We start from the raw sequence: 12,866 nt of genomic DNA, 5'->3' as shown, positions 1-12,866 counted from the left end.
CCTCTACCACAACAAAAGAGCTGTACTAGCATGTTATATACACATGCTAGTACAGCTCTTATTTCATAAGTATATACTATGTACAATATCTAGGTTGACAGTAGACATGATTAGTGATTGCGCAAGAACCCAAGTTGACCTAAATCATCTAATGTTTTATCTACCACAGTACGGCCTTTTAACGGTACCACTTCACCAGATGGCTTCGTTTCATCTACTTTCAGAATTTTATCCGCCACTTTGTAAAGTTCTTCCAATGTTTTTGGCGTTTCTAACTCTTTCATCATCAGCACATGAGCAGAGTTAAATCCTGTAATACTATCATTGTACAAATCAGAAATGTTGATGAACTTATGACCGCCACGATCCACAACGGTTTGTACATACTTAGCCATCTCTTTAGGCACTGTAGACACACCTTCTTGGAATGTGTTGATTTCTTTTTTCTCTGTCACAGGGGCAATAAATCCACACAATAAGAAACGAATGAGCATACTGTATAATTCTATATCATTATACTCCGTATCCGCTTGTAATTGTTCAATCTCTGCTTTGCAATCAGCTACAGTGAACATTTCTCCTTTACGACAGTTATTTACAATAGCTTGTTCTATCGCATTCGTCGTATCTTGTAGCTCTTTACCCTTATTGACCATTCCAAAATACAAGGAATCCAATGTAGTAATTAAAAACTCTTCATTATGGCGTAGTAAATGAGCTTGCGACTCATGACATAATAAGGAGCGACGGAATTGGGTATCGAAATAGAAATCTAGAATTTGTTCTTTCGTGTTCCAATCTCCGCCAGACATCGCTTCAATTAATTCTCGACGTTCTTTTTTCATCCATGTAATCGCAGACAGTTGGAAATCTGTATCGGATACGTAGACTAAGTTATGTTTCTTAGCGCGGTTAAGAAAGTCCGTTATATACACAGGATCATTAATAGGCTCTAAATATTCATGAGCAATATAATACGTTTTATGATCTAAGGCAGAATCAAAACTGTCTGTTTTCCATCCCAATTTAGGCACCACGTCCTTAGAGGATTTGATGAGTTCATTCATATGATGCACAAAAGAAATCCCTTTTTCTGTACGAGGCAATAAATCCATATCTTGATCATAGCGTGTAGCAAAGAGCATCATCTCACGTACTTGGTCTAGTCGATGCCAACCAGGGTATACGTTATAGGAAACGTAGGCTACCCCTCGTTCGGACAAGTTCACATTACAAATTTCTAAAATTTTATCTTTCACCACATCTGGCACCCAAGACCAAATGCCATGAACGATAATGTAATCGAATGTTCCGAAGTCTTTATCAATTTTCAAAATATCTTGTTCTACTAATTTTATATTGTTAAGTTCAATGGCCTCAATGATTTCATTGCCGATTTCAATTTGAGATCCGCTGAGGTCAACCCCTACATAAGACGCCTCTGGATGATACACAGCTTGCCCGATGATGTTACCACCCATAGAACAGCCTAGTTCTAGGACACGAGCCTCTTTTGCTGGTACTGGATTTAAGCCCCATAACTTCGCTTTTGCTTCTAAACTGTTAACAGATGTTACTCCGAAGGATTTAGAAGGATACACTAATTCGTTATACGAGTTTTTTAAAGATTCGATAACATCACTTGCTTCTTTTGCAACTGATGTATTTTTGTTTACGTTCATTATCAATGCCTTTCTTACTTTTATATTCGTCATCTCATAACGATATGCACACAGTTATCATTTTCACTGTATTCAATGTAATCAATTTATTATAACAGACTCCCACAACTTTTGCTAATATTCTATAGACATATAGTATACGATTTGATTATAAAATGTGTAACAATTGTAAAAGTATAACCATCGTATAGATAGCAAATCCTGCATATATTACATTTAATACCCGGTTCATTACAATTTCTAGATTGATACGCCCCTTTTTAAAGAGTCTTTCATGGCGAACCAAAAAGAGGTCTGGTTGACGAGAATTAGACGCGCTTAGAACAATGCGGTACGCCTCAATAGCCGCCCGAATTCCCACTATAACACTAATACAAACGAGACCTAGTAACAAAGTATCTAACCATTGAGGATCACGTATGAAGCCTTTCACTAGCAAAATACCTAACACATCTGCAGCCCCGGTAAAAACGATTCCACTCATTGCTAATCCAGCTACTGCCTTAGGAGATACAAAGTTTAAAATTTCTTGCAATGCATGACCAGCATTCTCGGCTTTTTCCTCTTTTGACTCCGATTTCATCCATCTGTGAATAGACCACAATTGATATATGGTCCACGCTGTCAAATACGCTACATACATATGTAATTCCGTCATACAATCTCCTCCATTCTGCTTTACTCACTCAAATTTGATAGGCTAAATTCTAAATTCCTTAAGGTCTCCTCCCATTGATTTTCTAAACTTTATCTTTGATGTAGTAGCATCTATACACCAAATAAATCTACCTTACACGCAGATAGTTTGCCAAGCCTTCTATAATTCATACTAACACAGTACGTTAAAATATACTACTAGTAAATGATTCTTGATGTTGTTAGGAACTCACTTGTTTTAACGATAGCAATACTAACACAATCATTTCCTTTGCTAATGAAAGAATACCTAGCCTACTAGGTAGGTTAGGTATTCATAATTCTATATCAACGTATTAATGTCCTTCTTTAACTTGGAAGATTTCCCCTGTGACAGCATCAATTTTAATTTCTACTTCACGAGTTAACGTTTCTCCATCGATTTCATAATGAGCACGACCGTGATCTGTATCGAATTTCACTTTTTCAATGCGATAGTCTGGATACGCCGTTTTAAAGATTTCCATCGCTTTTTCTTGCGTAATTTGTACTTGTTGTGTTGCTTGCGGCGCTACAACTCCTGCTTGTTGTGGCACAAATCCATTTGTCGTTCCTGCTGGGGTTCCATTCACTACCGGTGCTACTTGGATCGGACCTTTCACAGCTGGGATTGCACGTGTATATTGTTCACGGTCTTGATACCAGAACCAGCCCATCGCACAACCTGTCACGATAACGCCCACTAAAAAAGAAATAATTGTTCGCTTCATACTATGTCTCCTTGCTCAAATGTTACATTCTTAATTTGTATATAGAAATTAGCGATTGCCTATAATATGCTTGCATAGTGTATTTGCACACTATATTTATATACTAGATTTGCATACTACATTTACATAGCACATTCTCTTAGCACATCTATACAGTATATCTATATATTTCTATATAGTTCATAGGAGTATAGTATCATATCTCTATTTCCGTAAGCAAGGGGTGTCATAAAACTTCATCAAACTTTTAAACTATTCCTCTTATGCTAGCTATACTCACCACATACAGAATCAATACGCTCCCCTATTAGAATCATATGGTATTTAAGTTATCGTTAAATTCTCACAGTACATCATAAATTTTATAATGCCCTAAGACCTGCAAATAATTGGATAGTTCTCGCACTTCAGTTAAAGCTTGTTCTACTTCTGATTCTCGACCTCCTCCTTCGATATCGATGTAGAAGAAATACTCCCACGGTGTATGCATACATGGGCGTGATTTGATGTTGACCATGTTCAATTGATGTTCCTCAAAAACTCGTAGGACTTTCACCAGTGCCCCTGGCGTATTTGGTGTTTGTACAATAATGCTCAGTTTGTGCGCATCATGAATCCTTACATCCTTATGAGTGATGATGAAGAATCGCGTAAAGTTTTCCTTAAAGTTTGCAATGTCTGGGGCTAACAATGTGAGTCCATATAATTCTTTCGCAGATGCATTAGCAATGCATGCCTTCGTCACATCCTGTGTGTCGCTCACGTATTTCGCGCTCATAGCAGTATTGTTCATAGGACTTAATTGCCAAGAACTGTGGGTCGCCAAAAATTGTGAGCATTGCATGAGCGCTTGCTCGTGAGAGTACACCTCTTGAATCGTGTCGAGGCTAGCACCCGGTACACCTAGCAAACTATGGCTAATGCGATGGCGCACTTCCCCAACGATGTGAATATTTTTATCTTTGATTAAATCCGTGCTATCCCGCACTTCCCCGACGATAGAGTTTTCAATGGGCAATATGGCATAATCGATGCGCCCTTCGTGGACAGCCTGTACGAGCTCACGATGACTTTGACAACGCTCAATCCGTTGCCCCTCCACGGAGCCGCCTTTTTCTATATATTTTGAAAGTACATTCTGCAACACTTCATAGGCATAGGCCCCAGGTACACCTGTATAACCTAGCACAGAATGTGCCAACTGTAGATCCGTAACTCGTTCATCTGCCATGGTAAACCCTCCTACTTTCCGTTCCCAATATTGACATACGTACACTATTATACACAAAATACCTTCTTTGGTCATTTCCGCATCGAAGAATGATATTTTCAAGACTATGATACTTTGCAAAAAATAGTTCGAGAATCTATTAACCAATAAGCTTCTAACACAATTGACATTCTAAAATTGGTATGATAGGATTAACTTATAAATGTATATCTAAAGCGAGGGACTTTATCGTTGGTGCTCCCCACCATGGAATGCTTCATCATTCTGAAAGCGAGGGACTTTATTGTTGGTGCGCCCCACCATAAAATGAGTTATCATTTTTAAAGAGAGGACCTATAAGTATGGTGCACCCCACCATGGATATACTTTATTTGCAATGTGAGCCGGGATGTATCTCGGCTTTTCTTTTTATGGACTATAGGTACCTGATATGAATACGCAACCAAACTTAAGCTTTTATAAAATAAATGAAACATATATGGAATCATTACAAATCATTGATTCCGATGTTAGAATTTCAACTGGAGGCAAACAAACTCGTTCCTATGTAGGTATAGTTCTTACCATACACGATAGGCTATTTTTTGCACCCCTCTCTTCTCCAGCTAAATTTCCAAGTACATTAAATCCTAATGATTTAAAAGCTGCTAAAGCAAAAAAAGCCAACATCGAAAAAAGACGTATCAGTATAAAAGTTATAAGTAATAAGCAAGTTCATCTTTGTAATGTCATTATTGGAAAAATAATTCCTGTCCCTAGTTCTCAAATCTCTGAAATTTCTATCAATAACTTGCTATCATCTACTATCTCTTCTGAGAGAAAATATGGTGACTTGTTACAAAAAGAATATTACGCCATTAATGCCATGAAAGATACAATTTATGATAAAGCACTACGATTTTATACAAAATCCATAACTAACACCTTGCCAAAGCACAATAAGACACATTGCGTAGACTTACAAAAAGCCATTGCCTATCATGACTCTTGGATAGAAGAACATATATAATATTTTCTTTCATACTATCACAAGAAAATTATGTATAACATATGTATGCATAGCCTAATCTTCTTCCTAGAGCTCCAATAAAACGTCATTAGGCTATGCTAGCGGTATCAAACAATAACATATGCAAAAAAGCGCGGCATACTCCGGAGCAAACCTAACGATAGTATCAGTTTGTGGTGGAGTGTGCCGCGATTTTTTATATCTTATATACTGCTAAATCTTAGCCTAAGTGTGCTATCACAGCGTCAGTCATGCCTTGAGTGTTCACTTTTGTGAATCCTTCACGATACATATCCCCTGTGCGATAACCTGCATCAAGGACAGCTGTCACCGCTTGTTCAATGGAGTCCGCTACTGCAGGCAAATCCAAGGAGTAACGGCACATCATAGCAGCAGACAAGATCGTACCTAATGGGTTAGCAATGCCTTGTCCTGCAATGTCTGGTGCCGAACCATGAATTGGTTCATACAAAGAAGTGCCTGTACCGATGGAGGCAGATGGTAATAAGCCAAGAGAACCAGAGATAACAGCGCCTTCATCACTCAAAATATCTCCAAATAAATTAGTTGTCACTAATACATCAAATTGACCTGGATTCGTCACTAGTTGCATCGCTGTATTATCTACATAGTAGTAATCCATGGAAATATCTGGGTTGGCTTCTGCTTTTTCTTTCGCAATTTTACGCCATAAACGAGAAGATGCCAATACGTTAGCTTTGTCTACGCTCACCACTTTGCCAGAACGTTTACGTGCTGTTTCTACAGCTACATCCATGATGCGTTCTACTTCATAACGAGCATATGTCTCTTTATCCCAAGCAAATTCGTTTGGTCCTTCTCCTTGAGCTTCTTCACGTTCCCCAAAGTAGATGCCACCCGTTAATTCACGAACGATAACGAAGTCAACATTTTCTACTAGTTCTGGTTTCAATGGAGAAAACTCACGCAATGCTGGATAGATTTTCACTGGCCGCAAGTTGCAGAACAAGCCCAATGCTTTGCGCAAGCCAAGGATAGCTTTTTCTGGACGGATGGTTGGATCTACATCGTCCCATTTAGGACCTCCTACAGCCCCTAATAATACAGCATCTGCTGCTTGGCATGCATCGATCGTGTCTTGTGGCAATGGTTCACCGAAAGCATCGATAGCTGCACCACCGGCTTTTTTCTCAATCCAATTAGCTGTTACACCCGCTTTGGCAAATGCTGCGTCCACCACAGCACGTGCGGAATTTGTTATTTCTTCCCCAATGCCGTCACCAGCAATTAGGACAATCTGTTTTTCACTCATAGTAATCCTCTTTTAAAAATCTCTACACTACACTAAAATATTTTATCTATCTAGCATACATACTATAGGGAATACCACTAGGCTAATCAATAATAGCATAACCTAGGGTTTCCTATTAATTCTATCCTTCTTATCCGTCTTGTCTTGTTTTTGCAAAGTTTACAAGTCCACCTGCTTTGGCAATATTTTGCACAAATTGTGGTAGCGCTGTTCCTTGGTAGCTTTCACCAGTAGTCACATTATGGACAACACCTGTGGCCATTTCTACAGCGATTTCGTGACCTTCTTGAATACGGTCTACAGCTTCACCAATTTCAATCACCGGCAACCCTATATTGATAGCATTGCGGAAGAAAATACGAGCAAAGCTATCTGCTACGATGCAAGAAATACCTTTTTCTTTAATCACCGCTGGCGCATGTTCACGAGAGGAACCACAGCCAAAGTTTTTGCCAGCTACCATGATTTCACCGGCTTTCACATTCGGTGCAAAGGTAGTATCAATATCTTCCATAGCATGTTCTGCCAATTCTGCCATATCCGCAATCGCCAAATAGCGCGCTGGAATAATTACGTCTGTATCTACATTGTCGCCGTAGCGCCAAATCGTTCCTTGAAAGTCTGCCATATTATACCTCCTCAGGGCTTGCTAAATACCCTGCTACTGCACTTGCTGCCGCCACATATGGGCTTGCCAAATATACTTCACTGTCTACGTGTCCCATACGGCCACGGAAGTTACGATTTGTAGTAGAAACGGTGCGCTCTCCCTCTGCCATAATCCCCATGTAACCACCTAAGCAAGGACCACAAGTTGGTGTGCTTACCGCACAGCCTGCTTCGATGAAGATATCCATTAATCCTGCTTTCACAGCTTGGTTATATACATCTTGAGATCCTGGAATGACGATGCAACGTACGAAGTCCGCCACCTTGCGACCTTTAAAGATTTCTGCGCACATTTGTAAGTCTTCAAAGCGACCATTCGTACAGGAACCAATGATAGCTTGGTCAATTTGAATACGATCTTCTTTCACAATATCTTTCATGTAATGCGTGTTAGAAGGAAGGTGTGGGTACGCTACCACTGGAGTTAATTCATCCAATTGAATGGTTACCACTTGGCAGTATTCTGCATCTTCGTCTGCTGCAATTGGTTCGATAGGACGTGTGATACGACCTTGGATATACTCCTCTGTCACTGCATCGTACGGGAATACCCCACATTTACCGCCTGCTTCGATAGCCATATTACAGATCGTCAAGCGGTCTGCCATCGTCATGTATTGCACACCAGATCCATGGAACTCAAGGGCTTTATAACGAGCGCCATCGACACCGATTTTACCGATTAAATCCAACACAATATCTTTACCAGAAATCCATTTGGCAGGTTTTCCTTCTAATACGACTTTGATCGTTTCTGGCACTTTAAACCAAGTTTTACCTTCTGCCATAGCCACCCCAGCATCTGTAGAACCTACACCAGTAGCAAAAGCATTCAATGCACCGTACGTACAAGTGTGAGAGTCAGCGCCGATGATCATTTCCCCTGGGCCAATCAAACCTTGTTCTGGTAACAATACGTGCTCAATGCCCATGCGGCCTACTTCAAAATAGTGAGTAATCTTATGTTGTCTTACAAAATCACGCATCACTTTCGCTTGTGTAGCGGATTTAATGTCTTTATTCGGTGTAAAATGATCCGGTACTAAGTAGATACGATCTGCATCGAAGACAGGTTTACCGATTTTTTCAAACTCTTTCTTTGCTGGTGGAAATGTAATATCGTTCATCAAGATGAAATCTAATTGACACTCGATCATTTGACCTGCTTTTACTTCTGCAAGCCCTGCATGGCGTGCCATATTCTTTTCTGTAATCGTCATACCCATGACATTAACCCTCCTGGTTTCCAAACTCTTGTTCTAATTCTTTTGCTAAATAAATTGCGTTTACTGCGTTAATATAGGCATTCACACTGGATTTTACGATGTCTGTGCTAATACCACGACCTTGGAATCTGCGGCCATTGTAGTTGACTTTCACCACCGCTTCCCCAAGGGCATCCTTACCTACCGTTACAGAACGGATTTGGAAGTTTTCCAATACAAATGGAGTGTTCACTAGTCGTTCGATGGCTCTGAAAGAAGCATCTACTGGACCATCACCAACAGCGGCATCCATGCGTTCCCCATTCGGAGTTAATACACGAATGCTAGCAAGCACGTATCCATTTTGATCGGAATGATAATCGTGTTGCACCACGTGGAATGCTTGCTCGTGATGCATGGTATCCATCACTAAGGCATAAATATCTTCATCATACACTTGTTTTTTCTTATCTGCTAAGGTTTTGAATTGAATGAACAATTCATTCACTCGTTCTTCTTCTAACTGAAAGCCTAGATTCACTAGATGATCTTCAAAAGCATGGCGTCCAGAATGTTTACCCAATACGATGGACGTTTTTTCTGCTCCTACGCTAGCAGGAGTCATGATTTCATACGTCGTTGGATTGTTCAACATACCATGTTGATGAATGCCGGACTCATGTGCGAAGGCATTGGCACCTACGATAGCTTTGTTAGGAGATACAGCAACACCGCAAAGTTTGCTCACCAATTTACTAGTACGAGTGAATAGTGGTGTGTCGATGTGTACATCGAATGGATAATGGTCATGACGAGTTTTAATAGCCATCACCACTTCTTCGATAGCCACATTACCAGCTCGTTCTCCCAAGCCATTCATAGTACATTCCACTTGACGAGCCCCCGCTTCGATAGCTGCCAATGTGTTCGCATTAGCAAGACCTAAGTCATTGTGGCAGTGTACACTGATGATTGCCTTTTCAATACCTTTCGTATGCTCTTTGATGTAGCGAATACGATTGCCAAATTCTTCTGGTGTCATGTAGCCTACTGTATCTGGTATATTCAAGATAGAAGCGCCACCTTCGATTGCCACTTCAAAGACACGACATAGATAATCTAAATCTGTACGAGACGCATCTTCTGCAGAGAACTCGATTTCATCGAATTTACCTTTTGCAAATTCAAGGATGTGTTTCACAATATCTAACACTTCTTCACGAGTCTTTTTCAACTTATATTCTAGATGAATATCGCTAGTAGCGATAAACACATGAAGGCGGCTGCGCTCTGCATGAGCTAGTGCTTCTGCTGCTTTTGTCACGTCATTTTCATTGGATCGAGCAAGCGCTGCAATAGTACATCCACGTACTTCTTTAGCAATGGTAGATACCGCTTCAAAGTCACCTTCTGACGCCGCTGGGAAACCAGCTTCGATGACATCTAGTCCAAGGCGCACAAGAGCTTGTGCAATTTCTACTTTTTCTGGTGTTTGAAGGGACACACCTGGTGTTTGCTCCCCATCACGTAGTGTAGTATCAAAAAAATAAATTCTGTTATCCATGGTTATTCCTCTTTCTGACTAATCTATATCTGTTCGTATGTCTATTCTAATGGATGATTCTAAAAAAACTGAATATGTGGCCTCCATATCTCACCTTTGCTAAAATCATTCCTATGGTGGTTTTAAGTACGTGCCCTCTGAGATTTCTTTCAGAGAATAAAAAACGCCCCCAGAGATGTCTATGCATCCCTAGGGGCGTTATATAATGTATTGGTTGTAAAGTAGTTTTTACATTTTACATACTGTCTGTCCTAGTAGTACATTACAGATTCTAACATTGTTAAGTGCGGTTGTTTGTCATAATCATCCGCCTATCCTACTGTTAGTAAGCCATGCTTACATCTATCAGAACATTCCAATAGAGTGTACTTGTACTGTATACCTTATACAGACCTCATTGTAAAATGTAAGAACTTCACTGATTAACCTATGATACAAAAAAGCCCCTCAATGTGCAACGCACATCAAGGGGCATTATCATTTCAATAACACGGTCCCACCCTAGTTGGTTCTCACAGTTATAACGGAACTACCGTCGATGACTACTTAGTTTCACCATCGCTGCTCACAGGGGAGTTTCAATATAATCGTTCTACTACTTCACACCAACCAGTAGCTCTCTGAAAGCAACTAACTATATCTTTATACCTGTTCATCGCATTTACTTTATCTAACTGAAGATTATTCTATAGCATTTTAAGTCGCTTGTCAATAGACTCATGTGTTTTTTATCTTTATATATACACAATACGAATAAATTCTGTTATAATGCAATTATAGAAGAGTCTTCAACGCGCGTTGGGCTCATCTCTTCCTATCCTATAGGAGGAGGTGGTACTATGAAAAAGTTTTTTAGAAAAATCAATGTATTGATTTTAATTTTAAAGCTAATAGTACAAATCATTGATTTGTTCAAATAATCGATGAAAAAGCCTAACGAAAGAGGTTCGCACCCTCTACACGTTAGGCTATTTCAAATTCCTTAGTTATTTGAGATGAGCCTAACGCCAGCACACGTTGACGGCTCTTCTTGTTTATGTCTCAAGTATAGCACTGTTTGGGATAAAAAACAATAGGTATGACTATGTCATAATCCTCAAAAACAGCTCTTATCATAAAAGGACTGCAACAAGAATCTATTCTATTCTCGTTACAGTCCTTTCTATATGACACACTCAGTATGTCTTATTTTTTATTGTCAATGGCTGCTTTCACAAATCCTTTGAATAATGGATGTGCATTGTTTGGACGGGATTTCAATTCTGGGTGGAATTGTACGCCCACGAACCAAGGATGATCTGCTACTTCAACGCATTCTACTAAACGATTGTCAGGAGATGTACCAGAGATAATCAAGCCTGCATCTGTCAACTGTTGACGGTATGCATTGTTGAATTCCCAACGATGACGATGGCGTTCATAGATTAAGTCTTCACCGTATGCTTCATGTACTTTTGTACCTTGTACTGTTTTACATGGGTATACGCCAAGACGCATTGTACCGCCTTTTTCATCCACATCTACTTGATCGTCCATTAAATCGATCACAGGGAACTCACAGCTTTCATCAAATTCTGTAGAAGTAGCACCTTTCATATCCAATACGGAACGAGCAAATTCCATAACAGAAGATTGCATACCTAAACAGATCCCAAGGAATGGTACTTTGTGCTCACGAGCATATTGGATAGTAGCAATTTTACCTTCTACGCCACGGCAACCGAAACCACCAGGTACCAAGATACCATCTACATCTTTGTATACTTCCGCTAAATCAGTACCTTCTGTTTCTACCGCTTCAGAGTCAACCCATTTAATATTCACTTTAGTGTCTTCTACGATACCTGCATGCCCCAATGCTTCCGCTACAGAAATATATGCATCATGTAATGCTACGTATTTACCCACAAGAGCGATAGTAATCTCTTGTTTAGGATGTAAGATTTTATGCACCATTTCTTTCCATTCTGTCATATCTGCAGGACGATCTTCTAGGTTCAATTTGCGCACTACAATACTGTCTAATCCTTCATCTTGCATCATTAATGGCACTTCATAGATAGTACTGCAGGTACGGTTTTCCACGATAGCATCTGGGTCTACGTCACAGAATAAGGCCAATTTATCTTTCATTTCACGGGAAATTTCTTTTTCCGTACGGCATACAATGATATCTGGTTGAATACCGATGCCACGAAGTTCTTTTACGCTATGTTGTGTTGGTTTTGTTTTCAACTCACCAGCTGCACTAATATATGGTACCAATGTTACGTGGATATATAACACATCATCACGGTTCACTTCTTTTTTCACTTGGCGGATAGCTTCCAAGAACGGTAAGCTTTCAATATCACCTACAGTACCGCCGATTTCTGTAATCACCACATCAGCATTGTCTTCTTTACCTACACGGAACACAGCATTTTTGATTTCATTCGTAATGTGAGGGATAACTTGCACAGTAGAGCCAAGATATTCACCTTTACGTTCTTTATTGATCACAGACCAATACACTTTACCAGCTGTAATATTGGATGTTTTACCTAAGTTAATGTCGATGAAACGTTCATAGTGGCCTAAATCTAGGTCAGTTTCTGCACCGTCGTCAGTGACGAACACTTCACCATGTTGATAGGGACTCATTGTACCTGGGTCAATATTAATATATGGATCAAATTTTTGAATTGTCACCTTATACCCACGGTTTTTCAACAAACGTCCCAAGGATGCTGCAGTAATGCCTTTACCTAATGATGATACGACGCCACCTGTTACGAAAATATACTTTGTTGACATGATGCCTCCC

10 protein-coding genes and 1 other annotated feature are annotated in these 12,866 nt (G+C 39.8%); of the genes, 1 reads left to right on the top strand and 9 read right to left on the bottom strand.

The genetic code is table 11. The annotated features are described in order from the left end of the window. Window positions 1-110: 110 nt before the first annotated feature. The 4 genes from EO118_RS04625 to pheA all read right to left on the bottom strand — a co-directional run bounded on the left by EO118_RS04625 (window position 111) and on the right by pheA (window position 4,319). Complete coding sequence (locus tag EO118_RS04625) at window positions 111-1,682, bottom strand: class I SAM-dependent methyltransferase (protein WP_164723820.1); 1,572 nt, start codon at window positions 1,680-1,682, stop codon at window positions 111-113. 148 nt (window positions 1,683-1,830) lie between these two features. Further along, window positions 1,831-2,340 (bottom strand): hypothetical protein, encoded by a 510-nt coding sequence (locus tag EO118_RS04620; RefSeq protein WP_127068858.1) that lies wholly within the window; start codon window positions 2,338-2,340, stop codon window positions 1,831-1,833. Between the two features lie 334 nt (window positions 2,341-2,674). Continuing rightward, window positions 2,675-3,088 (bottom strand): PepSY domain-containing protein, encoded by a 414-nt coding sequence (locus EO118_RS04615; RefSeq protein WP_127068857.1) that lies wholly within the window; start codon window positions 3,086-3,088, stop codon window positions 2,675-2,677. Between the two features lie 343 nt (window positions 3,089-3,431). Then, window positions 3,432-4,319 carry a prephenate dehydratase gene (gene pheA / locus EO118_RS04610; RefSeq protein WP_127068856.1) on the bottom strand — a complete coding sequence of 296 codons (888 nt, stop codon included), beginning with the start codon at window positions 4,317-4,319 and terminating at the stop codon, window positions 3,432-3,434. A gap of 430 nt (window positions 4,320-4,749) precedes the next feature. On the opposite strand from pheA, the gene EO118_RS04605 reads away from it, so the two are divergent. Next, a complete protein-coding gene (locus tag EO118_RS04605; RefSeq protein WP_127068855.1) occupies window positions 4,750-5,328 on the top strand; it encodes a type III toxin-antitoxin system ToxN/AbiQ family toxin in 579 nt (192 codons plus the stop codon). Between the two features lie 220 nt (window positions 5,329-5,548). Here EO118_RS04605 and leuB read toward each other — a convergent pair whose 3' ends face one another. The 5 genes from leuB to EO118_RS04580 all read right to left on the bottom strand — a co-directional run bounded on the left by leuB (window position 5,549) and on the right by EO118_RS04580 (window position 12,856). Next, complete coding sequence (gene leuB, locus EO118_RS04600) at window positions 5,549-6,622, bottom strand: 3-isopropylmalate dehydrogenase (protein ID WP_127068854.1); 1,074 nt, start codon at window positions 6,620-6,622, stop codon at window positions 5,549-5,551. A 130-nt stretch (window positions 6,623-6,752) separates the two neighbouring features. Then, window positions 6,753-7,250, bottom strand: coding sequence for a 3-isopropylmalate dehydratase small subunit (locus EO118_RS04595; RefSeq protein ID WP_127068853.1), 498 nt, complete (start codon window positions 7,248-7,250; stop codon window positions 6,753-6,755). A gap of 1 nt (window position 7,251) precedes the next feature. Further along, complete coding sequence (gene leuC, locus EO118_RS04590) at window positions 7,252-8,517, bottom strand: 3-isopropylmalate dehydratase large subunit (protein ID WP_127068852.1); 1,266 nt, start codon at window positions 8,515-8,517, stop codon at window positions 7,252-7,254. 4 nt (window positions 8,518-8,521) lie between these two features. Further along, window positions 8,522-10,060, bottom strand: a complete 1,539-nt coding sequence (locus tag EO118_RS04585; RefSeq protein WP_127068851.1) for a 2-isopropylmalate synthase — start codon at window positions 10,058-10,060, stop codon at window positions 8,522-8,524. A gap of 464 nt (window positions 10,061-10,524) precedes the next feature. Beyond that, window positions 10,525-10,725: a binding site (T-box leader), on the bottom strand. 520 nt (window positions 10,726-11,245) lie between these two features. Further along, complete coding sequence (locus EO118_RS04580) at window positions 11,246-12,856, bottom strand: CTP synthase (RefSeq protein WP_127068850.1); 1,611 nt, start codon at window positions 12,854-12,856, stop codon at window positions 11,246-11,248. Between the last annotated feature and the right edge of the window lie 10 nt (window positions 12,857-12,866).

Origin of the sequence: Veillonella sp. 3891, from assembly GCF_003992315.1 — a bacterium.
In the GTDB taxonomy this organism is placed as follows: Bacteria; Bacillota; Negativicutes; order Veillonellales; family Veillonellaceae; genus F0422.
The sequence above is the reverse complement of the archived record's forward strand: the minus strand, read 5'-3'. Positions and strand labels throughout refer to the sequence as shown.